Origin of the sequence: Gryllotalpicola ginsengisoli DSM 22003, from assembly GCF_000419445.1 — a bacterium.
In the GTDB taxonomy this organism is placed as follows: Bacteria; Actinomycetota; Actinomycetes; order Actinomycetales; family Microbacteriaceae; genus Gryllotalpicola; species Gryllotalpicola ginsengisoli.
Window position 1 is genome coordinate 204,825 of the sequence record NZ_AULK01000001.1, and the last position, 24,328, is coordinate 229,152.

Sequence of the window (24,328 nt, forward strand, 5' to 3'; positions counted from 1 at the left end):
CCCGGCGGGCGCCGCCCGGCCGTGCGGCAGGATGAGCGGGTGATCACCCTGCGCGACTACCTGCGGCTGCTGCCCAAGGCCGAGCTGCACTGCCACTTCGTCTCCACCCTCGAGCCGGCGCGGCTGATCGCGCTGGCCGACCAGTACGGCGTCGCCCTGCCGACGACCGACCCCGACGAGCTGTTCGACTACGACGACCTGGCCGACTTCCTGGTCGCCTTCCGCGCCGCGACCGACGTGCTGCGCTCCCCCGCCGACCTCGCCCAGACCGCCTACGACGGCGTGCGGGCCGCGGTCGCCGCGGGCAACCTGCTCTACCGCGAGTACGGCGTGAACCCGCAGTACTTCGCGCAGCGCGGCATCGGGTACACCGAGCTGCTCGACCCGATCCGCGACGGGCTGCGCGCCGCCGAGCGGGACCTCGGCGTGGGCTACCGCATCGTGATCGCCATCAACCGGCGAGAGAGCGCGCGGGCGGCCGTCGAGCTCGTCGAGCGGATGCTGGAGCATCCGTACCCCGACGTCGTCGCCCTCGGCCAGGACGATCTCACGCCGAAGGGCACCGAGGACCCGGGCCGCTTCGCGGAGGCCTACGCCCTCGCGAAACGGCACGGGCTGAAGACGACCGCGCACGCCGGCGAGACCGAGACGGCGTCGGCCGAGGACGTCCGGGTCGCCCTCGACGTGCTGGGCGTGGACCGCATCGACCACGGCTACCGGGTGCTCGACGACCCCGGGCTGGTCGCGCGGGTGCGCGAGGAGCGGGTGCCGTTCGCGACGACGCCCGTCTCGACCAATGTGCTGTCGGGCTGGCCGCTCGACCCCGACCACCGCATCGCGCGGATGATCCGGGCGGGGCTCAACGTCTCGGTGTCCACCGACGACGGCGTGTTCTTCCGCACCGATCTCGGCCGCGAGTACGCGGAGGCGCTGCACGACTTCGGCATCGACGCCGAGGGGGCGAAGGCGATCGCGCTCGCCGGCATCGACGGCGCCTTCTGCGACGAGGACGAGAAGGCCCGGCTGCGGGCCGACTTCACGGCCGGCTTCCTCGCGCTCGACGCGGCGCTCGCCCCCTGACCGCGCGCGTGCCACAATGAGACCGCCCTCGCGGACGAACCGCAGATGCCAGGGGGCGAATCGGAAGGCGCTTCGATGACGGACAGCACCGGTCACGCGATCCCCTCGCGCTGACACCGGCGTCCGTCCCCGCATTCCGTGAGCAGGGCTCCGCCGTGTCGGCGCATCGACACGAACCGGAGCTTTTCCATGCCCTCCTCCCCCTCGGTCGTGCTGCACGACCTCAGCTTTTCCTGGCCGGACGGAACCCCCGCCCTCGACGGCGTCTCGGGCGCCTTCGGCCGCGGCCGCACCGGCCTCATCGGCGCGAACGGCGCCGGCAAATCGACCCTGCTGAAGCTCATCGCCGGGCAGCTCTCGCCCACCTCGGGCAGCGTGAGCGTGCACGGCACGGTCGACCACCTGCCGCAGCACCTGACCCTGGCGACGGATGCCTCGGTCGGCGAGCTTCTCGGCATCCGCCCGCAGCTCGACGCCGTGCGCGCCGTCGCCTCCGGCGACGCATCCCCGGAGCTGTTCGACGTCATCGGCGACGGCTGGGACGTCGAGGAGCGGGCGGAGGCGGCGCTCGCGCAGGCCGGGCTGCCCGCCGACGTCGACCGTCGGGTCGCTGAGCTCTCCGGCGGCGAGGCGATGCTGGCCGGCGTCGTCGGGGTGCTGTTGCGCCGCGCATCCGTCGCCCTGCTCGACGAGCCCACCAACAACCTCGACGGCGACGCGCGCGCCCGGCTGTACGAGCTCGTGCGCGGCTGGCGCGGCACGCTGATCGTCGTCAGCCACGACCTCGAGCTGCTCGAGCTGATGGACGACACGGCCGAGCTGCGCGGCGGCGGGCTGACCGTCTTCGGCGGGCCGTACAGCGCGTACCGCGCCTGGCTCGAGGAGCAGCAGGACGCGGCCCGGCAGGTGCTGCGGACCGCGGAGCAGCGGCTGCGGGTCGAGAGGCGCGACCGGATCGCGGCCGAGGCGAAGGTGGCGCGCAGCGCCCGCGACGGGCGGAAGAAGCGCGCCTCGGGCGACTTCGGCAAGGCGGCGTTCGACGCGATGAAGAACTCGGGCGAGAAGTCGGGAGCGAAGATCCGCGGCATGCACGCCGACCGGGAGGCCGAGGCCCGGGCCGCCGTGGAGGAGGCGGAGCGGCTCGTGCGCGACGACGACCGGATCACGGTCGACCTGCCCGACCCGCGGGTGGCGCGCGGGCGGCGGCTGGCGGTGCTGACCGGCGCCGACGGCCGCGAGTTCGTGCTGCAGGGGCCGGAGCGGGTTGCCCTCACCGGGCCGAACGGCGTGGGCAAGACGACGCTGCTCGAGGCGCTCGTGGCCGGGCGTGGCCTCGCCACCGACCGGGTCGCGTATCTCACCCAGCGCATCGACACGCTCGAGGAGGACCGCAGCGTGCTCGAGAACGTGCGGGCCGGCGCGCCGACCGTGCCGCCGGGCGAGCTGCGCAACCGGCTCGCGCGGTTCCTGATCCGCGGCGCGGCGGTCGACCGGCCGGTCGCGAGCCTGTCCGGCGGCGAACGGTTCCGGGTCGCGCTCGCGCGGCTGCTGCTCGCCGAGCCGCCGGCGCAGCTGCTCGTGCTCGACGAGCCGACCAACAACCTCGACCTCGACTCGGTCGATCGGCTCGTGGAGGCACTCGCGGCCTACCGGGGCGGCCTGCTGGTGGTCAGCCACGACCGGCGCTTCCTCGACCGGCTGGGACTCGACGCCGAGCTGCGGCTGGAGCCGGGCGGGGTGCTGCGGCAGGTGGGGCTTTGAGCGCGGGTCGCCGGGTGACCCGACCCTCGTGACCACCGTGCACCTACCGGCGGCGGCTGAGGAGCCGGAGGAAGAGCAGCCCGGCGAGGGCGAGCAGGGCCGCGGCTGCGATGACGGCGGCCGGGCTCCAGCCGAGGTGCACGCCCGCCTGCGCCCAGAGCGCGACGGCGAGAGCGGCCTCCCCGGCGGCGGTGACTACGCCCGCGCGCACAGCCGGCCGGCGCAGTGCGGCGAGGGCGAAGCGGGCAGACACCGGCGTGATCGCGAACTGCGAGGCGAGCAGGTGCAGGGCGACCAGGCCAGGCAGCAGAACGTACGGATGCCAGCCGCCGACGCTCGCCGCATCGCCGAGCTGATCGAGGCCGAACACCGCGATCGCCGCCCACGCGACGCCCGCCCACGGGACCGCCGCGGCGAGCACCACGAGGCCGCCCGCGGCGACCGTCGCCGGATCGAGCGGCCGGGTCGCCACCAGCGCTGCGCCGACCAGCAGGAACGCGACGCGCAGCGACCAGGCGGGCACGGCACGGCCCCCGCCGGCGAGGGTGGCGACGGCCGTCATCGGATGACTCCGCCGAGCCGCTGCGGACGGGCCAGCGCCAGCAGGGCGGCGTCGCGCCCGGTATCGTGCACGTCGTGGCCCCAGCGCAGCAGGTCGACCCCGCCACCCGCCAGCTCGGCGAGCTGGTCGTCGCGCTCCATCATTAGCACGCGATGCGCGAGCCGCCGCTCGGGAGTGAGTTCGTCCGTGGCCGGCGCGGGCAGCACGTCGACGGCGACCACGCGGTGGCCGGCGGCCGCAAGCACCAGCGCGGTGTTCGCCGGGTGCGCGTCGAGGAAGGCGGAGAGGAGGAACACCTGGGCGCCGCCCGTGACGAGCGGCGGCCGGCGGCTCGCGGCCCGCTCGGCGACCGGCCCGGTGGCCGCGATGTGCGTCAGCAGCCGGCTCAGGTGCCGGGACCCGGCCCCGGGCGGCACTGCACGGCGCGGAGCCGACAGGTCGGCGAATCCGACCCGGTCGCCGGCCCGCAGGTAGCCGGCGGCGATCGACGACGCGGCGGAGCGCGCGATGTCGAGTGAGGTGACGCCGCTCGTGAGCGGAGCGTGCCGGACCCAGTCGGCGACGTTCTCGCCCACGTCGACGGCGCTGTCGACGACCACGACCACGGTCGTGTCGGACTGCGCGAGGGTGCGCCGCACGTACAGCTCGCCCTCCTGCCGGGCGAGCCGTGCCGTCGCCTTCCAGTCGATGCGCCGCAGCCGGTCGCCGGGCCGGAACCGGTCGATGTCGTGGAAGTCGCCCCCGTCGCCGGGGCGGGAGGAGTCGCGCGTGCCGGTGAGGCCGGTCAGCCGGCGCGGCAGCGGCAGCGCCGACAGCGGCGCGAACGGCGGGGAGATGACCCGCTCGACCGTCAGCTCGGGCGAGACGTCGGTCAGCAGCGCTCCCCCGGTCGCGACGAGCCGCCACTCGGCGATCAGCACGGTCTGCGGCCCCGAGTGCGGCACCGGCACGGTGCCGTGCACCTCGACGGGTCGGCCCGGACGCACCGCCAGCACGTCGAGCCGCGCCCGGTCGCCGAGCGGACGGGTGCGCAGCTGCACCGCCTCGACCCCCTCGGGCGGGACGAGGCGCAGCCAGTAGCCGAGCGCACCCTCGACGGGGCCGTGGCCCGCGGTCAGCGACACCTCCGGGGCGGCGGCGACCGCGTCATCCGTCGCCCTGCCCCCGTCGGTGCCGGGCGGCCGGCGATCCCAGGCCCACGCGGCCAGGGCGAGCAGGGGCAGGCCGAGCACCACGACGTCGGCGCGGCCGGTCACGGCGCCCGCGGCGGCGAGCAGCAGCCCGGCGACGACGGCGCCGAGCTGCACCGCCGTCAGCCGCCACCGGGGCGCGGCCGGGGGCGGCGGCGCGCTCACGGCCGGACGCCGACGGCCGGCGGGCCGGCGACCTGCGCCACGAGCTCGGCGACCACGTCGCGCGGGTTGACCCCGGTCGCCCAGGCCTGCGCCGTCAGCGACAGCCGGTGTGCGAGCACGGGGACCGCGACCGCCTTCACGTCGTCGGGCGTGACGAACTCGCGGCCGGCGATCACGGCGCGCGAGCGGGCGACGAGCATGAGGCCCTGCGAGCCGCGCGGCGAGGCGCCCACCTGCACCGAGGGATGCCGCCGGGTGGCCGCCGCCAGGTCGACGCAGTATCCGGCGATGTCGGGGTCGACGTGCACCGTCTCGACGCCGGCCTGCATGGCCGTGAGCGTGGCGGCGTCGATCACGGGCTCGACGGCTGCCACCTCGTGCCTGCGTGCGACGCGGGCGAGCAGCACCTGCCGCTCTCCGTCGCGCTCGGGGTAGCCGACGGCGAGGCGCACCATGAAGCGGTCGAGCTGCGCCTCGGGCAGCGCGTAGGTGCCCTCGTACTCGATCGGGTTGCTTGTGGCGACCACGTGGAACGGCGCCGGCAGCGGGAACCGGCGCCCCTCGACGGTCACCTGCCCCTCGGCCATCGCCTCGAGCAGGGCCGACTGGGTCTTCGGCGAGGTGCGGTTGATCTCGTCGGCGAGGAACAGGCCGGTGAAGATCGGGCCCTCCCGGAACACGAACTCGCCGCTGCCCGGCCGGTACACGAAGGAGCCCGTGATGTCGGAGGGCAGCAGGTCGGGCGTACACTGCAGCCGCCGGAAGTCCAGCCCGAGCGCCGTGGCGATGCTGCGCGCCGCGAGCGTCTTGCCGAGCCCCGGCACGTCTTCGAACAGCACGTGGCCGCCGGCGAGGATCGTGGCGAGGGCGAGCTCCAGCGGTTCGCGCATGCCGACGACCGCCTCGCCCACCCGGTCGAGCACCCGGCCCGCCAGCTCGGAGATCTCGGCGACGGGCAGCCCCGCCCGCGTGTCGGTCATGCGTGCTCCTTCCGCCCCAGCGCGTCGACCGCGTCGATGCAGCCCAGCAGCGCCGTCTGGGTGATCGTGTCATTCACCGTACTGTGCAGCGTCGCGTACGCGCGCTCCCCCAGCAGGGCGACGACGGCGGGTCGATCGGATGCCGCGTCCAGTTCGAGCCCGCGCCGCGCCAGCCGCTCGGCCGCGATCCCCCGCACCCGCTGCACCGCCCGCAGCTGCACCCGCCCGCGCCGCGCGGTGAGCACCCAGCTCAGCATCAGCACGTCGTCGCGGCCGCCGGGCGGCATCGTCGCCTCAGGGCGCGGCCAGATCGGATGCTCCGGCTGCGGCGCCGCCGCCCACGCGGCCACCCCCGCGGCGGCCGCCGCCCCGACCAGCACCCCGTACCCCCACTCGGCGCCGAAGTACCAGGCGCCCACGCCCACCAGCACCCCGACCACGGCGGCGCCGGCGATGCGGCCGCGCGTCAGCACTCCGCGCACGGCTACCGCCTGCGCCCGACGGCCGGCTCGTGCCACGAGTCGAGCAGGGCGCGGATGGCGCCCCGCGCCGCCTCGACGTCGGCCGGCGTCACGGCGCGGCCGCCGAAGCGCACCGCCTGGTACACGTCGACGAGCCGGCCCGCGGCGTCGCGGTCGGCGCGCACGCGCGCGATCACCCGCTCGGTGAACTCGGTCGGCGTCTCGGCCGGGCGCCGCTCGACCCCCGACTCCTCGGCCGCCTGCTGCAGCCCGAGCCAGGCTGCGACGACCGCGTCGGCCGGCTCGCGCTGTTCCTCGAGCAGGTCGAGCGCGCGGCGCAGCCCGCGGGCGACGGTCGGGGCGTCGGGCTCCGCCTCGGGTTCCGTTCCGCTCACCTGCCAGCCGAGCCCCTCCGCCGCGGAGACCTCGCCCAGCTGCGGCAGGCCGATGCGCCGGCCGCGCCGCCGCGCGAGGCCGCGCAGCACCCACCAGATGAGGAACGCCGCCGCGACGGCGGCCGCGGCGATCAGCAGCTGCTCGACCAGCGACCCCTGGTGGCCGGAGGCGGCCGGAAGCGGGTTCGGCTCGGCCGTCTCGCTCTGGCCGGAGAGCGGGTTCGGCACGGACGACTGGGCGAAGTCCGGCACCCAGCGCGGACCCGACAGGGCCGGCGCGCCGGCGAGCAGGGCGGCGGCGATCAGGACGACGCCGAGCCCGGCGCATCCGATCGTCGTCGCGTACCGGCCGGCGCGGTTCAGGCGTGCCCCGCCTTCTCCATCTGCCGCAGCTCCTTCTTCAGGTCGGCCAGCTCGTCGCGCAGCCGGGCCGCCAGCTCGAACTTGAGCTCGGCCGCCGCCTCGAGCATCTGGGTGTTGAGGTCGGCGATGAGCTGCTCGAGCTCGTTCGCGCCCTGCGCGGCGATGCCGACCCGCTCGGTCTTCTTGCCCTTGCCGCCCTTGCCGCGGTCGCGGCCCTCGAGCATCTTGGCGGTGTCGGCCTCTTCGCGGGCGAGAACGTCGGTGATGTCGGCGATGCGCTTGCGCAGCGGCTGCGGGTCGATGCCGTGCTCTTTGTTGTAGGCGATCTGCTTCTCGCGGCGCCGGTCGGTCTCGTCGATGGCCCGCTTCATCGACTCGGTGAGCGTGTCGGCGTACATGTGCACCTCTCCGGAGACGTTGCGGGCGGCGCGGCCGATGGTCTGGATGAGCGAGGTGTCGGAGCGCAGGAAGCCCTCCTTGTCGGCGTCGAGGATCGCCACGAGCGACACCTCGGGCAGGTCGAGGCCCTCGCGCAGCAGGTTGATGCCGACCAGCACGTCGAACACGCCCTGCCGCAGCTCGGTGAGCAGCTCGACCCGGCGCAGAGTGTCGACGTCGGAGTGCAGGTAGCGCACCCGCACGCCCGCCTCGGTGAGGAAGTCGGTGAGCTCCTCCGCCATCTTCTTCGTGAGCGTCGTGACCAGCACCCGCTCGTCGCGGTCGACCCGCACCCGGATCTCCTCGAGCAGGTCGTCGATCTGGCCCTTGGTGGGCTTCACGACGACCTTCGGGTCGACGAGGCCCGTGGGGCGGATGATCTGCTCGACGATGCCGTCGGCCACACTGAGCTCGTAGCGGCCGGGCGTCGCCGAGAGGTAGACGGTCTGGCCGACGCGGGCCTTGAACTCGTCCCAGGTGAGCGGGCGGTTGTCGAGGGCGCTCGGCAGCCGGAATCCGTGCTCGACGAGGGTGCGCTTGCGGCTCGCGTCGCCCTCGTACATCGCCCCGATCTGCGGCACGGTCTGGTGCGACTCATCGATGACGACGAGGAAGTCGTCGGGGAAGTAGTCGAGCAGGCAGGTCGGCGGCTCGCCCGGCTTGCGCCCGTCGAGGTGCCGCGAGTAGTTCTCGATGCCGGAGCAGAAGCCGATCTGCTCGAGCATCTCGAGGTCGAAGGTGGTGCGCATGCGCAGCCGCTGCGCCTCGAGCAGCTTGCCCTGCCGCTCGAGCTCCTCGAGCCGCTCCGCGAGCTCCTCCCGGATCGTGCCGATCGCCCGGTGCACCGCCGCCTGGCTCGCCGCGTACTGCGTGGCCGGGGCGATGGAGACCGAGTCGAGCTTCTGCAGGATCTGCCCGGTGAGCGGATGCAGCAGGTACATCGCCTCGACCTCGTCGCCGAACAGCTCGATGCGGATCGCGTTCTCGTCGTAGATCGGGATGATCTCGATCGTGTCGCCGCGCACCCTGAACTTGCCGCGGGAGAAGTCGATGTCGTTGCGCTCGTACTGCGCGTCGACGAAGGTGCGGATCAGCCGGTCGCGGCCGACCACGTCGCCGACCTGCAGCACCGTCATCGCCCCGAGGTACTCGTCGACGGCGCCCAGGCCGTAGATGCACGACACGGTCGAGACCACGACGACGTCGCGCCGCGACAGCAGCGCGTTGGTGGTCGAGTGCCGCAGCCGCTCGACCTCGGCGTTGATCGACGAGTCCTTCTCGATGAAGGTGTCGGTCTGCGGCACGTACGCCTCGGGCTGGTAGTAGTCGTAGTAGGAGACGAAGTACTCGACCGCGTTGTTCGGCAGGAGTTCGCGGAACTCGTTGGCCAGCTGCGCGGCGAGCGTCTTGTTGTGCGCGAGCACCAGCGTTGGCCGCTGCACCCGCTCGATCAGCCACGCCGTCGTGGCCGACTTGCCCGTGCCGGTCGCGCCGAGCAGCACCACGTCGGTCTCGCCCGCGTTGATGCGCGCCGCGAGCTCCTCGATCGCCTGCGGCTGGTCGCCGCTCGGGGAGTACTCGCTGACCACCTCGAAGGGGCGCACGGCACGTGTGGGTTGCATACCCGCCAGTCTAGGAAGGACGTACGACATCGGCGGGGGCGAGGCGCCCCGCGCCCAGCTCCAGCCGCACGTCGTCCGCGCGCACCCCGGTGGCGTGGTGCGTCACGAGCACCGTGGTGCGCCCCTCGAGCGCGCGACGCAGGTCGCCCAACAGCGCCTCCGCCGCCTGCTCGTCGAGGTGCGCGGTCGGCTCGTCGAGCAGCACCGCGTCGCCGCCGGCGAGCAGGGTGCGGGCGACCGCCACCCGCTGCCGCTGGCCGCCGGAGAGGAACGCGCCCCCGGCCCCGATCGGCGTGTCGAGCCCCAGCGGCAGTTCGGCCAGCAGCCCGCCGAGGCCCACCCGGTCGAGCACCGCCTCGAGCTCCGCGTCGTCCGGCGCGTCGTCCCGGCCGCGGGCGATCGCGAGATTGCCGCGCAGGGTCGAGTCGAAGAGGTGCCCCTCCTGCGGGCACCAGGCGATGCGCCGCCGCACGGCGTCGGGGTCGAGGGACGAGGCATCCGTCTCGTCGATCAGATAGCGGCCGCGCGTGGGCGCGAGGTACCGCAGCAGCACCCCGAGCAGCGTCGTCTTGCCGCTGCCGGAGGGGCCGGTGACCACGAGCCACTCCCCCGCGCCGACGCCGGCGTCGACGTCGCGCAGGGCGTCGACGGCGGCGCCCGGGTAGCGGTAGCCGACCCGCTCGAGCCGCAGCTCGCGCACCCGCTCGATCGGGGCGCCGGGCTGCGCGTGGTCCGCGTCGTCGGCGGCGCGGGTGACCGGAGCGATGCGCTGCAGCACCTGCGCCAGCTCGGGCCAGCGCTGCGCGGCGGCGACCGCCTCGAGCAGCGGGTCGATCAGCGCGAGCGGGGTGAACGCGAACACCGCGGCGAGCGGCACCGGCAGCGGGCCGTGCACGGTGAGCGGCTGGGCGAGCACGATCATGAGCACGGATGCCGCGGCCGCCACCGCCGCGACCACCCCGTTCCCCGCCCCCAGCGCCCACGCCGAGCGCCGCGCCGACCGTGCCGCCCGGGCGTCGAGCCGCGCCACGGCGGCCAGGGCCGGCTGGGCGACACCGTTGCCGGCGAGGTCGTCGCGGGCCTGCAGCACCCCGGCAACCCGGCGCAGCAGCGCGGAGCGGTGCCGGTCGCGCACCCGGGTGGCCCGGGCGTCGGCGGAGACGGCGACGGCCGCCCCGCCGACCAGCGCGACGGCGCACGCGGCGAGCAGCAGCAGCCCGGCCGGCGTCCACAGGATGCACAGCGCCACGACCGCCGCGATCACCGCGGCGAGGCCCGAGACCAGCGGCACGACGACGCGCGGCGCCAGGTCGCGCACCTTGTCGGCATCGCCGATCAGCCGGTCGAGCGTGTTCGCCGCGCTCAGCCGGTCGCGGCCGGCGGGACCCTGGGCGGCGAGCCCGCGCCAGAGCCGCATCCGCAGCTCGGTGAGCGCGGCGAACACCGCGTCGTGGGTGAGCAGCCGCTCGCTGTAGCGCAGCGCGGCGCGGCCGATGCCGAAGAAGCGCACTCCCACGATCGCCACCTCGAGGAAGAGGATGTGCGGGTGCTCGGCCGCGCGCACGATCAGCCAGCCCGAGAGCGCGGTGAGGGCGGCGGCGAACAGAGCCGCCAGCGACCCGACCGCCGCCGCCCCGGCCATCCGCCCTCGCACCGGTGCGAGCAGCCGCCCGAGCTCGGCGAGTGCGGCGCGGTGCCCATTCGTCGATTTCGGTCCTCTCGGGGTGGTCTCGGGAGCACTTTCCGACGAATCGGCGGCTGCCCCGGCGGCAGTTGCCTCCGATTCGTCGATTTCTGCTCGTCGGGCCGTGGTCGGAGAGCCGAACGTGACGAATCGACCGGGGGCGACCGGGATGTGCCGGGCGGCGAGCGCCCGCACCTCGGGGTCGTGGGTGGCCACGAGCACGGCGGCCCCGCGCCCCGGCAGTCCGGCGATCAAGCCGCGCACCAACTCGGCCGAGGCGGGGTCGAGGTGCGCGGTCGGCTCGTCGAGCAGCACGAGCCGCGCGCCCGCCTCGACCCGGGCGAGCACCCGCGCGAAGGCGAGGCGCCGCTGCTCCCCCGGCGACAGCCGCGCAGGATCGGCCCCGGCCGCACCCGCGAGGCCGACCGCGGCGAGCAGGCGGCCGGCCGAGGCATCCGTCGCGCCATAGGCCCTGAGCTCGCCCGCCGCGCTCGCCGACGCGAACTGCGGATGCTGCGGCAGCAGCGCCACCCGCGCGGGCACCGCGACGCGCCCCGCCACCCGCGCCCCCGCCTCGAGCGCCGCACCGCGTCCGGCGAGCAGCTGCAGCACCGTGCTCTTGCCCGCGCCGCTCGGCCCGTCGAGGCTCGCGAGCTCGCCGGCGGCGACCTCGAACGACAGGCCGGCGACGGATGCCCCGTCCCGCCTCGCGTGGGTCACCGTCAGCCCCTCCACGCGGAGCCCGGCATCGGTCTCCCGCCGCTCGGCCCCCGCCCCCGACTCCGGCTCCCCCGACTCCGGCTCCCCCGCCCCGGCCGCCTCGCCCAGCGCCTCCTCGACCCGCCGCCGCGCGTCGACGCCGGTCTGCGAAGCGTGGAACGCGGCGCCGATGTCGCGGAACGGCGCGTAGCACTCCGGCGCGAGCAGCAGGGCGACGAGTCCCGCCTCCAGCGGCATGGTGCCGGCCACGAGCCGCACCCCGACGAACACGGCGACCACGGCCACCGACATGGTCGAGATCAGCTCGAGGGCGAGCGCGGAGAGGAACGCGGTGCGCAGCGTCGCCACCGAGGTGCGCCGCCAGTCTTCGGAGATGTCGCGCAGCGCCGCGGTCTGCTCGCGCACCCGGCCGAGCCCGACCAGCACGGGCAGGCCGCGGGCCAGCTCGACGAGGTGGTCGGAGAGCCGGGCGAGGGCGTCGGTGGCCTCCGCCACGCGCTCGCGGGTGTGCAGGCCGATGAGCGCCATGAAGACCGGGATGAGCGGCACGGTGAGCACGATGATCAGCGCCGAGACCCAGTCGGCGGCGAGGATGCGCGCCCCGACCAGCACCGGCACCGTGGCCGCGCCGACCAGCGTCGGCAGGAACACCGTGTAGTACCGGTCGAGCTCGTCGAGCCCGGTCGTCGCGAGCGTCGTCGTGGCCCCGACGCCGCCCGAGCCGGCAGACACCGCCCGCCGCAGCAGTCGGGCGCGCAGCCGCTCCTTCACACTCGCGCCGACGCGCGCCGCGGCGACCTGCAGCGCCCACGTCGAGGCTCCGCGCACGAGCGCGCCGGCGAGGCCGAGCCACACGGCGCCGCGCCATCCGTCGCCGTGCGCGAGCAGCGCCGCGAGCCCGGTGGCCACGCCCTCGGCGACGAGCACGAGGCCCGCCGCCTTGAGGGCGCCGAGCAGCCCGAGCAGGTAGAGCTGCCGCCGCCCCAGGTCGGCGAGGATCGGCTTCACTTGGCGAACGGCTGCGGCGCGGCGGGCGCCACGGCCGGCGAGAAGGGGGCGTTCGCCGGGATGTGGTCGCTGGAGAGCCGCTTGCGGAACACCCAGTACGTCCACGCCTGGTAGGCCAGCACGATCGGCACTCCGAACGCCGCGACGACCGACATGACGCCGAGGGTGTACGGGGCGCTGGAGGCGTTCTGCACGGTGAGGTCCCACGCGTGGTTCGTCGTCGAGGGCAGCACCACGGGGTACATCGACGCGAAGATCGCCGCCGCGCCCAGCACGAGGAACGCGCCGAGGGTCGCGAACGCGAGGCCCTCTCGACCCGCCCGCGCGGCGATCGCCCACCACACGACCGCGACCACGGCGAGCACGAGCAGCACCCAGGCGAGCGCCGAGCCGCCGCGCACGACGACCGCGATCGCCCACACCGCGACCGGAAGCAGGCACACCACGCCCCACGGCCACGCGAACCGCCCCGCCCGCTCGCGCACCGGCCCCTCCGTCTTCAGGGCCAGGAAGTTCGCGGCGTGCAGCAGGGCGAAGCCGACGACCGCGAGCCCGCCGAGCACCGCCCAGCCGTTCAGCCACGCGAACGGGCCGCCGGTCATGTCGCCGTTCTTGTCGAGCGGCAGGCCGGTCGAGGTGAGCGCCAGGGCCGCGCCGACGCCGAACGCCGAGACGAACGAGCCGAGCCCGATCGCCCAGGTCCAGAACATCGTCCAGCGCTCGGTGTGGCCCTTGCCGCGGTACTCGATGGCGACGGCGCGGAAGATGAGCCCGAGCAGCACCGCCACGAGCGGGATGTAGAGGGCCGAGAACAGCGAGGCGTACCAGAACGGATACGCCGCGAACAGCGCTCCGCCGGCCGTGATCAGCCACACCTCGTTGCCGTCCCACACGGGGCCGATGGTGTTGAGCATGAGGCGGCGCTCGCGCTCGTCGCGGGCGGAGACCACCATGTGCATGCCGACGCCGAGGTCGAAGCCCTCGAGGAAGAGGTAGCCGATCCACAGCACGGCGATGAGGATGAACCAGAGGGTGGGCAGGAAGTCGCTCATGATCGTCTCCTGGTCCTAGTAGGCGAAGGCCAGCACGTCGTCGGGCGACCTGCCGCCCGAGGCATCCGTGTCGTCGGGTTTCTTGCCGAGCTCGGGGATCGCGCTCGCCACGCCGCCGCGGGTGTACTTGATCAGCAGCGCCACCTCGACGACCATCAAGCCGAGGTACACGCAGCCCAGCGAGATGAGCGAGAAGAGCAGCTCGCCGGCGGTGACGTTCGGCGAGACGGCGGCCTGGGTGAAGAGGTACACGCCGTCGACCCCGGTCGGGTTCGGCGCCACCACGAACGGCTGGCGGCCCATCTCCGTGAAGACCCAGCCGGCCGTGTTCGCGGCGAACGGGGCGAGGATGCCGACCACGGCGAGCAGCATCAGGGGCCTCGAGCGCGGCACGGTGCCCTTGCGGGTGAGCCAGAGCGCCACCAGCGCGGCGAAGGCCGCGATGCCGCCGAGCGTGATCATCACCCGGAAGCCCCAGTAGGTCACCGGCATCAGGGGCACGTAGTTGATCTTGCTGCCGTCGGAGGCGGTGGTGCCGTACTTCTTCTCGTACTCCGGGATCAACTCGTTGATGCCCTTCACGGGCGTGGTGAAGTTCGAGTTGGCGAGGAAGGAGAGCACGCCGGGCACCTCGATGACGTCGCGCACGGTGTGGCAGCTCTCCGCGTTCCAGGCGCCGTAGGAGAGCACCGAGAAGTCGGTGGTCGTGTCGCAGGCGGCCTCAGCGGCGGCCATCTTCATGGGCTGCTGCTGGAACATCAGCTTGCCCTGCTGGTCGCCGGTGACGAAGACGAGCGCGAACGCGACGATCGCCACCCAGGCGCCGACGCGCAGCGAATGCAGCCACAGCGCGTGGTCGCGCACGTCCCGGCCGGGGATCTCCGCGTTCTCACCCGGCACGGCGCGGCCGTCGGCGCCGACCGTGTCGATGCCGTCCTTGCGGCGCTGCCACAGCTGGTACCAGCTGATGCCGAGCAGGAACATGCCGCCGACCATCAGCGACCCGAACACGGTGTGCGTGAACGCCCAGACGGCGGTGTTGTTGCCGAGCACCGCCCACACGTCGTACATGACCGGATGCCCGTCGACGAGTTTCACGCCGACCGGATGCTGCATCCACGAGTTCGCGACGATGATGAAGTACGCCGACAGCACCGAGCCGCCGATGGCCATGCACAGCACGACCGTGTGCGCCTTCGGCCCGAGCCGGCCCCAGCCGAAGATCCACAGGCCGAGGAAGGTCGACTCGAGGAAGAACGCCAGCAGCGCCTCCATCGCGAGCGGGGCGCCGAAGATGTCGCCCACGAAGCGGGAGTACTGGCTCCAGGCGAGACCGAACTGGAACTCCTGCACGATGCCCGTGGCGACGCCCATGATGAAGTTGATCAGGTAGAGCTTTCCCCAGAACTTGGTGGCCCGGTAGAAGCGCTCGTCACCGGAGCGGTACCAGCGCACCTGGAAGTAGGCCACCACGGGCCCGAGGCCCAGGGTGAGCGGCACCATCCAGAAGTGGTACACGGTCGTGATGCCGAATTGCCAGCGGGCGATGAGCAGGGGGTCGAGTGCTGCGGTGTGCACTGCGTGTCCTCTCGGACGGCGGATGAGAAAGGGTGCCGGCTGCGCCGACTTCTACGTGACGTAGAACAACAATCTTTCTACCACGCGTAGAATAACCGCGTGGCATCTCTTGGGGAACTGGAACGTCAGGTCATGGACGTGCTCTGGCGCTCCGACGGGCCGTGCGCGGCGACCGAGCTGCGCGACGAGCTCGCCGGAGACCCGGCGATCACGACCGTGCTCACCGTGCTCAGCCGCCTCGAGGCCAAGGGCTTCGTCACCCGCGACCGCGCCAAGCGACCGCATCTGTTCCGGGCCGCGATGACCCGGGACGACTACATGGCCGAGCTGATGCACGAGGTGCTGGGCTCCGCCCCCGATCGCGAGGCCGTGCTGGCACGCTTCCTGGGGCGGGTGAGCAAGAGCGAGACCGACCACTTGCGCAAGCTTCTCGGACAGGGCTGAGGCCCGGGTAGTGACCAAGGTCCCGGGAGCCGCGTGCTGATCCATCCGATCTCGCTGGGGCTCGGCGCCGTCGCCGTCCTGCTCGCCTGGCCCGTGCCGATCGCCCTCGCCCGCGCGCGCTGGACGCTGCGCCGTCCCGTGATCGCCATGGTGTGCTGGCAGGGCATCGCCGTCGCGGGCGGCTTCTCGATGATCGGCGCTCTCTGGTCCCTCTCCCGCGGCGCGGCCGTGCTGCTCGCGCTGCACCTGCTGCTCAACCTCGGGCTCACTGCGGTCGGCACGTCGCGGCAGCGGCGCCGGCACCGTCAGCTCGTCGAGCTGCTCTCCTCCCCCATGCCCGACCGGCCGAACACTCGCCTGATCGAGAACGAGGCGCCCGTCGCGTACTGCCTGCCGGGCGCGCCCCGGTCGGTGACCGTGCTCTCCGACGGGCTCGTGCGCCTGCTCTCCGACGACGAGCTGGCGGCCGTCGTCGCGCACGAGCGGGCGCACGTGACCCAGCACCACCACGTCGTGCTGATGGCGTTCAAGGCGTGGCACACGGCGCTGCCGTGGTTCCCGATCGCGAGCCGCGCCGAAGAGGCGGTCGCCCTGCTCGTCGAACTGCTCGCCGACGACGACGCGCGCCAGGTCGTGCCCGACGAGGTGCTCGCCTCGGCCGTCGAGCGGGTCGCGGGCACGGATGCGTCGAGCGTCGCACCCCGCCTGGCGAGACTCTCACGCGCAGGATCTTGAACGAATTCTGAACGAATGATGACCCCCGAGCGGCGCTGTCGGGTACAAAGTAGATGACGCGGGGGTCGCACGGGCCCGACGCACGACCGATCGGAGGCCGTCATCACTGTCCACGAAACCCAGGCAGCTCCGCGCGAGCACGCGTCGCCGATCATGCATCGGGTGCGCGGCCGCGTGCTGCTGATGCTGTGCGTGATGTACGCGATTTCGTACCTCGACCGCACCAACATCTCGACCGCGGGCCCGACCATGATGAAGGCCCTGCACCTCGACTCGACGCAGTTCGGCATCGCCGTCTCCGCGTTCTCCATCCCCTACGCCCTGCTGCAGATCTTCGGCGGCAACATCGGCGAGCGCTTCGGCGCGCGCAAGTCGCTGTTCTGGATCGGCGTGCTCTGGGGCGTCGCCACCATCGCCACCGGCTTCTCGGTGGGCCTCGCCTCGCTCGTCGGCGCCCGTCTGCTGCTCGGCCTCACGGAGTCGGCGGCGTTCCCGACCGCGACCAGCGCCATGGCGCGCTGGGTGCCGCCGGACCGCAACGGCTTCGCGCAGGGCATCGTGCACTCGGCGTCCCGTCTCGGCAACGCCGTCGCGCCGATCCTCGTCGGGGCCCTGATCATCTGGGGCGACAGCCTGAACACGGCGCTCGCCGGGTGGCAGGTGTCCTTCCTGCTGGTGGGCCTGCTCAGTGCCGTCTGGGCGCTGCTGTGGATGATCTCCTACCGCGACCGCCCCGCCGACCACCCCCGCGTCGGCACGCAGGAGCTCTCCGAGATCCCCCGCGAGCTCGAGAAGGCGGCCCGCCCGGCCGTCCCGTGGGGCCGCCTGATCCGCAGCATCCTGCCGGTGACGATCGTCGACTTCGGCTACGGGTGGGTGCTGTGGGTGTTCCTCACCTGGATCCCCGGGTTCCTCGCCGACGTCTACGACATGCCGCTGCAGAAGTACGCGCTGTTCACCTCGCTCGTGCTCTGCGCCGGGGTCGTCGGCGACACGGCGGGCGGCGTGTTCGCCGACCGGCTGCTGCGCCGCACCGGCAACCTGCGCTTCTCGCGCCGCACGGTGCTGCTCACGGGCTTGATCGGCTCGCTGGTGTGCCTGATCCCGCTGCTGTTCGCTCAGTCGATGACGGTCGCGACGATCGCGCTGGCGCTGTCGTTCTTCTTCCTCGAGCTGTGCAACGCCACGCTCTGGGCGATCCCGATGGATGTCGCGCCCGAGTGGTCCGGCACCGCGAGCGGCATGATGAACACCGGCTTCGGCCTGGCGGGCATCTTCTCGCCGATCGTGTTCGGCGCCATGGTCGACACCGTCGGCTGGCAGTGGCCGTTCGGCCTCTCGGTGGCGCTGCTCGCCGCTGCGGCGCTGGTGGCCGGGTTCATGAACCCCCGGCGCGTGCTGCCGCGCGGCGTCGAGGACGTCCGGTGAGCGCGAGGCTGACCGGGCTGCGCCGCGCCAGCTCGGTGATGCCGATCGCCCCGAGCACCACGATCAGGTAGGCGCACACCGTCAGCCAGGGGCTCGGCAGCACCCGTTCGAGCCATCCGTCGCCGGCCCACAGCAGCGTCCACAGCACGAGCGGATGCGACAGGAAGATGCCGAAGGAGCGGTCGGTCGCCGTGTCCACGGCGCGGGAGAGGAGGGTGCCCGGCGTGCGGCGCTCGGCCCACACGCTGCCGATGGCCGTGAAGCCGAGCCCCACGCCGATGCCCCAGACGACGATGGCCGGCTGCACCGGCGAGCCGGCCGCGTACAGGCTCTCCCCCGCGGCGTACTGGATCGCGAAGACGCCGAGGAAGACGACTGCGCAGGCCAGCGAGATCAGGGCCACCCGTCCGCGGTGCCGGGCGATCCAGGCGAAGAACTCCGTGCCGTGGTCCGCGCACACCGCTCCGGCGAGGATGAAGAAGCTGTAGCTGAAGAAGTACTGCTTGTCGAAGGCGACGAAACCGGGCAGCACGTCGGGCCAGTAGTGGTACCAGCTCATCAGCCCCATCTGCACGACGGCGGCCACGACCAGCAGCGTGATCTGGTGGCCGCGGGTCTTCCGCACGACCCACGCGATCACCGGCACGAGCAGGTACACCTGCATGGTCACGAGCAGGAAGTACAGGTGGTACCACGCCTCGCCGGTCGCCACGGAGCGCAGGTAGTCGAGCACGAAGCCGCCGAACGACGGGTCGGCGTGGGTGCGCGGATAGTCGTAGACCACCTGGTAGACGAGCGACCAGACCAGGTACGGCACGCCGACCAGCAGGAACCTGCGCGGCCAGAACCGCCGCATCGGCACCGGCTTGTGGAAGTAGCTCCACATCAGCACGAATCCGGTGATCCAGAAGAACGGTTCACGCGTGAAGTGCACGAGGGCGAGGAGGATGTGCTCGCCGACCGCGTCGGCGGGCGCCGTGTGGCTCGTCGTGTGCACCGCGATCACCGAGGCGAAGGTGAAGATGCGCACGACGTCGATCTCGTGGATGTGCCGGCGCACCGCGGGCGGGTGCGCGTGGCCCGCCGCCTGCGCCGTCTGCTCCCGGCTCACTCGGCCCTCTCCTCGAGGGAGGCCCGCAGCCGTGCACGCTGCACCTTGCCCGTGGCGGCCCGCGGCAGATCGGTGCCGACGGTGATCTCGACGGGCCGCTGGGCGCGGGACAGCCGCGCGGCGGCCAGCTCGCGCAACGCGGAGGCGAGAGCCGCGGCATCCGTCTCGTCGAGGTCGCCTGCGGGAACGATGAATGCGACCGGCACCTGACCGAGCACGTGGTCCGGCTTGCCGACGACGACGGCCTCGCGCACCCGCGGGTCCGTGAGCAGGGCCTCTTCGACGTCTCCGGGGTAGACCAGTTCACCGCCCCGGTTGATGACGTCGTCGCTGCGCCCCACGAGGGTCAGGTACCCGTCGGAGTCGAACGAGCCGAGGTCGCCGGTGCGCAGCCAGCCGTCGGCGTCGAAGCGGTCGGCCGCGGCGCCCCCGAAGTAGCGGCGCACCACGCCGGGCCCCCGGATCCACACCTGGCCGACGGATGCCTCCGGCAGCGGCCGCCCGTCGTCGTCCCGCACCTCCACCTCGGTCTCCACGGGCCGGCCCACCGAGCCCGACGGAGCCTCTCCCCCGAGCGGCGTCGCCGTGATCTGGCTCGCCGCCTCGGTCATCCCGTAGCTGATCACGAGGTCGACGTCGGAGAACGCGAGGCGGGTCGGCTCGGGCAGGGGCGCCGAGGCGCTGCGGATGAAGCGCAGCTCGGGTGTCGGGGTGACGTCTCCCTCGCTCGCGAGGATCGCGAGGATCGCGGGCACCGCGTTGATCCACGTGATGCGGCGCTCGGCCATCAGCTGCCAGAACCCGGTGCGGCGGAACCGGCGGTCGAGCACGAGGGCGCTGCCGGCGATGAGGCTCGCGAGCACGGCGACGACCTCGGCGTTGATGTGGAACAGCGGCAGCGGGTTGAAGCCGCGATCGTCGGGGGTGAGCGCGTTGTGCCGCGCCACGGCCCGTGCGACGTGCAGCAGCTGCGCCTCGCCGAGCTCGACGCCCTTCGGCGTGCCGGTGGAGCCGGAGGTGAAGAGCAGACTGCTCGCGGAGTCGCCCGAGCGCGCGGCCCGCGGCCGCTCGCGATCGAGATCGGCGGGCGTGAGCGTGGGGATGCCGTCGATCTCGCGTCCCTCGGCGACCAGGGCCACGGTGCCCCGGAACTGCCCCCGCAGCGTGAGCACCGCCTCGTCCGATGACGAGGGATCGAGCGGCACCGCTCGCAGACCGGCGGCGAGGGTGGCGAGCCAGGCGACGGCGAAGTCCAGCGGGTCTTCGAGCGCGACCATCACGGCGCCGTCGCTGCTGACGCCCGCGGCGGCCAGTGCCGCGCCGGCCCGATCGACCTGACGCCTCAGGTCGCCGAACGTGACCGTGCGCTCGCTGCGCGCGTCTTCGAGGAAGACGGCCTCGGGCCGGGCCTCCGCCTGGGCGGCGATCAGCGCCGCGACGGTGACCTGAATGCTCTCGGAAGTATTGCTGTCCGCCACCTGTCCAGGTTAGTCGCTGGTCCCGAGCGCCTCCTCCGTTGCGCGTGTGCGCCCGATCAAAGAGGTCCACAGCTCGTCGACCGCGGCGAGCAGCTCCTCCTTCGACCCGTCGTTGTCGAGCACCACGTCGGCGACGGCCAGTCGTTCCGCATCCGTCGCCTGCGCGCCGAGCCGCGCCTCGGCGTCCGCCCGGCTCATGCCGCGCTCCTCCATGAGGCGGCGCAGCCTCTCCTCCCGCCGCGTGTTGACCACGACGACCCGGTCGAAGCGCAGGGGCCGCTCACCCGAGGCCTCGACGAGCAGCGGCACGTCGTACACGACGATCGCGTCCGGGTCGGCGGCTTCCGCGGCGGCGAAGAGCTCCGTCGCGCGCCGCCAGACGGCCGGGTGGGTGATGGCGTTGAGCTTCAGCCTGGCCTGATCGTCGGCGAAGACGACGGCGCCGAGCGCGGCGCGGTCGAGCGAGCCGTCGGGGCGCAGCACGCCCGCCCCGAACTCGTCGGCGATGCGCGCCAGGGCCGGCTGCCCCGGTTCCACGACCTCGCGCGCGAGCCGGTCGGCGTCGACGACGACGGCGCCGTGCTCGGCGAGGCGGGCGGAGACGGTGGACTTGCCCGAGGCGATGCCGCCGGTGAGCGCGATGATCTGCACGTCTCCACGTTAACGGCGGAAGGCCGGCCCAGGGGGCCGGCCTTCCGGGTGCGACGGATGCGTCGACTAGCTGTTCGAGCTGAGGCGCTCACGCAGCGCGGCGAGCGACTCGTCGTCGGCGAGGGTGCCGCCGGCGGCCGACTCGGTCGAGAACGTGGCCTGGCCGGACGGAGCGCCGGTCTGGTTCGCCTCCTCCTCCAGCTGACGGGCGACCTGCTTCTTGTGGGCCTCCCAGCGAGCCTGGGCAGCGGCGTACTCCTGCTCCCACTTCTCGCGCTCGGCCTCGAAGCCTTCCTTCCACTCGTTGGTCTCCGGGTCGAAGCCCTCGGGGTACTTGTAGTTCCCCTGCTCGTCGTACTCGGTGACCATGCCGTAGAGAGCCGGGTCGAACTCGGTGCCGTCGGGGTCGACGCCCTCGTTGGCCTGCTTCAGCGAGAGGCTGATGCGGCGACGCTCGAGGTCGATGTCGATGACCTTGACGAAGACCTCCTCGCCCACCGAGACGACCTGCTCGGCCAGCTCGACGTGCTTGCCGGAGAGCTCGGAGATGTGCACGAGGCCCTCGATGCCGTCGGCGACGCGGACGAACGCGCCGAACGGGACGAGCTTGGTGACCTTGCCCGGGGCGACCTGGCCGATCGCGTGGGTGCGGGCGAAGACCTGCCACGGGTCCTCCTGCGTCGCCTTCAGCGACAGCGAGACGCGCTCGCGGTCGAGGTCGACCTCGAGGATCTCGACGGTGACCTCCTGGCCCACCTCGACGACCTCGCTGGCGTGCTCGATGTGCTTCCAGCTGAGCTCGGAGACGTGCACCAGGCCGTCGACGCCGCCCAGATCGACGAATGCGCCGAAGTTGACGATCGAGGACACGACGCCCTTGCGGACCTGGCCCTTGTGCAGGTTGTTGAGGAAGGTGGTGCGGCTCTCGGACTGCGTCTGCTCGAGCAGGGCGCGACGCGAGAGGACCACGTTGTTGCGGTTCTTGTCGAGCTCGAGGATCTTGGCCTCGATCTCCTGGCCGAGGTACGGGGTCAGGTCGCGCACCCGGCGCAGCTCGATCAGCGAGGCGGGCAGGAAGCCGCGCAGGCCGATGTCGACGATCAGGCCGCCCTTGACGACCTCGATGACCTGGCCGGTCACGACGCCGTCGGCCTCCTTGATCTTCTCCACGTCGCCCCAGGCGCGCTCGTACTGAGCCCGCTTCTTCGACAGGATCAGACGGCCTTCCTTGTCCTCCTTCTGGAGAACGAGCGCCTCGACGGTGTCGCCGACGCCGACGACCTCGGACGGGTCGACGTCGTGCTTGATGGAAAGTTCGCGCGAGGGGATGACACCCTCGGTCTTGTAACCGACGTCGAGGAGGACCTCGTCGCGGTCGACCTTCACAACGGTGCCTTCGATGAGGTCGCCGTCGTTGAAGAACTTCAGAGTCTTCTCGACCGCGGCAAGAAAGTCCTCAGCAGAACCGATGTCGTTGATCGCGACCTGCTTGGTTGCCTTGTCGGTCGTAGCGGTAGTCATTGAGTGGATACTCCAGATATGGACATGAATCAGGCCTGAAGGCCGGGGATCGGTGTGTTCCCGCTTCAGGCGAGCGGATAGGGAAGTCACAGAAGTGACGTTCTAGCTTACCCGATTTGAAACGCCCGCCTCAACGCGGGGATTCCCACGTCGGGACGGGCGTTCCAGGCCGTTCGGGGCTCAGCCGAGCAGTGCCGTCTTGAGGGTGTCGAGACCGACTCCGCCCATGTCGAGGGCGCGCTTGTGGAACGACTTGATGTCGAACGCGTCGCCCTCGCGGCGCTTCAGCTCGTCGCGGATCTGCTCCCACACGCGCTGGCCGATCTTGTACGACGGCGCCTGCCCCGGCCAGCCGAGGTACCGGTTCACCTCGAAGCGGTTGAACGCCTCGTCGTCGTGCACGTTCTGGTTGAAGAAGTCGAACGCGGCGTCACCGGTCCAGGTGCCCGAGCCGTCGGGCATGGGCTTCTTCAGGTGCACGCCGATGTCGAGCACGACGCGGGTCGCGCGCATCCGCTGCCCGTCGAGCATGCCGAGCCGGTCGGCCGGGTCGTCGAGGTACCCGAGCTGCTCCATGAGCCGCTCCGCGTAGAGGGCCCACCCCTCCGCGTGGCCCGAGGTGCCGGCGAAACGGCGCCAGGTGTTCAGCTGCGCCTTGTTGTACACGGCGGTCGCGAGCTGCAGGTGGTGGCCCGGGACGCCCTCGTGGTACACGGTGGTGCGCTGGCGCCAGGTGGCGAACTCGGTGACCCCCGGCGGCACGCTCCACCACATCCGGCCCGGCCGGGAGAAGTCGTCGGCGGGCGGGGTGTAGTAGATGCCGCCGTTCTGGGTGGGGGCGATCATGCACTCCAGGGTGCGGATCTCATCCGGGATGTCGAAGTGCGTGCGGCCGAGCTCGGCGACGGCGCGGTCGCTGGTCTCCTGCATCCACGCCTTCAGCGCGTCGGTGCCGTGCAGCTTGCGACCGGGATCCTCGTCGAGGAACGCGATGGCCTCTTCGACGGATGCGCCGGGCTTGATCTCGCGCGCGATCGCCTCCTGCTCCTCGGCCATGCGGCGCAGCTCCTCGATGCCCCACTCGTAGGTCTCGTCGAGGTCGACCGTCGCGCCGAGGAAGCTGCGGCTCGCGATGGAGTACAGCTCGCGGCCGACGGCGTCGTCGCTCGGGGCGAGGTGCGCGAGCTCGTCGTCGAGGAAGTAGGACAGCTCGCCGTAGGCGGCTGCCGCGGCCCCGGCGTTCTTCTGCAGCTCCGCCTTGAGGCTCTCGGGCAGTGCGCCGTCGGCGCCGGCCTGCTCGGCGAGCTTGAAGAAGAAGCCGTCCTTGGCGTTCAGCGCGTCGGCCTGCTCGATGCCGAGCTTCACCTGGCGCACGGCCGGCACGTTTCCGTTCGACATGCCGACGCGCAGCGACTCGATGTAGCCGCGGATGGCCGCGGGAAGGTTCGACATCCGCTTGGCGATGACGCTCCAGTCGTCGGCCGACGAGGTCGGCGAGAGGTCGAAGATGTCGCGGAAGTTCTGCAGCGGGGAGGCGATGTTGTTCAGATCGCGCTGCCAGAACCCGGCCTCGTGCTTGTCGAGCTCGAGCTGCAGCTCACGGGTCAGGTCGAGCTTGGTGACGACGTCGACGTCGTCGACGGGCTCGGCCGACTCGATCTCGGTGAGCGCGGCGCGGGCGGCCTCGGCCTCGGCTTCGTGGCCGGCGGGCGACCAGTCCCCGTACTCGCCCTCTCGGCCGGGGCGGCCGACGTACACGCGGAACTCGGGGTAGAGGTCGAGCTGGGTGTCGAACCAGCGCTCAGCGATGGCGTCGATGGGGGTGGGTTGGCGTTGATCGGTCATGGGTGTCCTCTCGTGGAGCGCATCGTGGAGCGGGGCCCGGTCTCCATTCGCCGCTG

Annotated in this window: 19 protein-coding genes; 5 read left to right on the top strand and 14 right to left on the bottom strand. The window is 72.7% G+C overall.

Annotation, left to right across the window (positions count from 1 at the left end; all coding sequences use genetic code 11):
• Positions 1–39 precede the first annotated feature (39 nt).
• Positions 40–1,080, top strand: coding sequence for an adenosine deaminase (gene add / locus H563_RS0100955; protein ID WP_022880757.1), 1,041 nt, complete (start codon positions 40–42; stop codon positions 1,078–1,080).
• Between the two features lie 189 nt (positions 1,081–1,269).
• The gene (locus tag H563_RS0100960) at positions 1,270–2,841 is read left to right on the top strand and encodes an ABC-F family ATP-binding cassette domain-containing protein (protein WP_022880758.1); all 1,572 of its coding nucleotides are present in this window, start codon (positions 1,270–1,272) and stop codon (positions 2,839–2,841) included.
• 43 nt (positions 2,842–2,884) lie between these two features.
• Here the strand turns inward: H563_RS0100960 and H563_RS0100965 are convergent, their stop codons facing one another.
• From H563_RS0100965 to H563_RS0101005, 9 genes are all read right to left on the bottom strand, one after another.
• Positions 2,885–3,403: a hypothetical protein gene (locus tag H563_RS0100965; protein WP_022880759.1), complete on the bottom strand. Its 519-nt coding sequence runs from the start codon at positions 3,401–3,403 to the stop codon at positions 2,885–2,887.
• Complete coding sequence (locus H563_RS0100970) at positions 3,400–4,758, bottom strand: DUF58 domain-containing protein (protein WP_051142582.1); 1,359 nt, start codon at positions 4,756–4,758, stop codon at positions 3,400–3,402. The genes H563_RS0100965 and H563_RS0100970 overlap by 4 nt, the downstream gene beginning before the upstream one ends.
• Complete coding sequence (locus H563_RS0100975; RefSeq protein WP_022880760.1) at positions 4,755–5,738, bottom strand: AAA family ATPase; 984 nt, start codon at positions 5,736–5,738, stop codon at positions 4,755–4,757. The genes H563_RS0100970 and H563_RS0100975 overlap by 4 nt, the downstream gene beginning before the upstream one ends.
• Positions 5,735–6,220, bottom strand: coding sequence for a hypothetical protein (locus H563_RS0100980; protein WP_033209126.1), 486 nt, complete (start codon positions 6,218–6,220; stop codon positions 5,735–5,737). The genes H563_RS0100975 and H563_RS0100980 overlap by 4 nt, the downstream gene beginning before the upstream one ends.
• Positions 6,221–6,222: 2 nt before the next feature.
• Positions 6,223–6,846: a DUF4129 domain-containing protein gene (locus H563_RS0100985; RefSeq protein ID WP_022880762.1), complete on the bottom strand. Its 624-nt coding sequence runs from the start codon at positions 6,844–6,846 to the stop codon at positions 6,223–6,225.
• 107 nt (positions 6,847–6,953) lie between these two features.
• A complete protein-coding gene (gene uvrB / locus H563_RS0100990; RefSeq protein WP_022880763.1) occupies positions 6,954–9,017 on the bottom strand; it encodes an excinuclease ABC subunit UvrB in 2,064 nt (687 codons plus the stop codon).
• Positions 9,018–9,027: 10 nt separating this feature from the next.
• Positions 9,028–12,429, bottom strand: coding sequence for a thiol reductant ABC exporter subunit CydC (gene cydC / locus H563_RS0100995; RefSeq protein WP_022880764.1), 3,402 nt, complete (start codon positions 12,427–12,429; stop codon positions 9,028–9,030).
• Positions 12,426–13,481 (bottom strand): cytochrome d ubiquinol oxidase subunit II, encoded by a 1,056-nt coding sequence (gene cydB / locus H563_RS0101000; RefSeq protein WP_022880765.1) that lies wholly within the window; start codon positions 13,479–13,481, stop codon positions 12,426–12,428. Before cydB ends, cydC begins: the two co-directional genes overlap by 4 nt.
• A 15-nt stretch (positions 13,482–13,496) precedes the next feature.
• Positions 13,497–15,059 carry a cytochrome ubiquinol oxidase subunit I gene (locus H563_RS0101005; RefSeq protein ID WP_022880766.1) on the bottom strand — a complete coding sequence of 521 codons (1,563 nt, stop codon included), beginning with the start codon at positions 15,057–15,059 and terminating at the stop codon, positions 13,497–13,499.
• Positions 15,060–15,158: 99 nt separating this feature from the next.
• Here H563_RS0101005 and H563_RS0101010 point away from each other — a divergent pair, with 99 nt between their 5' ends.
• From H563_RS0101010 to H563_RS14375, 3 genes are all read left to right on the top strand, one after another.
• On the top strand, positions 15,159–15,503 hold the full coding sequence (locus H563_RS0101010) for a BlaI/MecI/CopY family transcriptional regulator (RefSeq protein ID WP_022880767.1): 345 nt from the start codon (positions 15,159–15,161) through the stop codon (positions 15,501–15,503).
• Positions 15,504–15,536: 33 nt separating this feature from the next.
• Positions 15,537–16,238, top strand: coding sequence for a M56 family metallopeptidase (locus H563_RS14370; protein ID WP_022880768.1), 702 nt, complete (start codon positions 15,537–15,539; stop codon positions 16,236–16,238).
• Positions 16,239–16,400: 162 nt separating this feature from the next.
• Positions 16,401–17,666: an MFS transporter gene (locus tag H563_RS14375; RefSeq protein WP_022880769.1), complete on the top strand. Its 1,266-nt coding sequence runs from the start codon at positions 16,401–16,403 to the stop codon at positions 17,664–17,666.
• On the opposite strand, the gene H563_RS0101025 is transcribed toward H563_RS14375, so the two are convergent.
• From H563_RS0101025 to H563_RS0101045, 5 genes are all read right to left on the bottom strand, one after another.
• On the bottom strand, positions 17,617–18,777 hold the full coding sequence (locus H563_RS0101025) for an acyltransferase (RefSeq protein WP_022880770.1): 1,161 nt from the start codon (positions 18,775–18,777) through the stop codon (positions 17,617–17,619). The two genes, H563_RS14375 and H563_RS0101025, sit on opposite strands and share 50 nt — an antisense overlap.
• On the bottom strand, positions 18,774–20,255 hold the full coding sequence (locus H563_RS14380) for a class I adenylate-forming enzyme family protein (protein ID WP_022880771.1): 1,482 nt from the start codon (positions 20,253–20,255) through the stop codon (positions 18,774–18,776). Before H563_RS14380 ends, H563_RS0101025 begins: the two co-directional genes overlap by 4 nt.
• Before the next feature lie 9 nt (positions 20,256–20,264).
• Complete coding sequence (gene coaE, locus H563_RS14385) at positions 20,265–20,906, bottom strand: dephospho-CoA kinase (protein ID WP_022880772.1); 642 nt, start codon at positions 20,904–20,906, stop codon at positions 20,265–20,267.
• A 66-nt stretch (positions 20,907–20,972) separates the two neighbouring features.
• Complete coding sequence (rpsA, locus tag H563_RS0101040) at positions 20,973–22,427, bottom strand: 30S ribosomal protein S1 (protein ID WP_022880773.1); 1,455 nt, start codon at positions 22,425–22,427, stop codon at positions 20,973–20,975.
• Between the two features lie 180 nt (positions 22,428–22,607).
• Entirely contained in the window at positions 22,608–24,272 is a 1,665-nt protein-coding gene (locus tag H563_RS0101045; protein WP_022880774.1) for a DUF885 domain-containing protein, read from the bottom strand.
• Between the last annotated feature and the right edge of the window lie 56 nt (positions 24,273–24,328).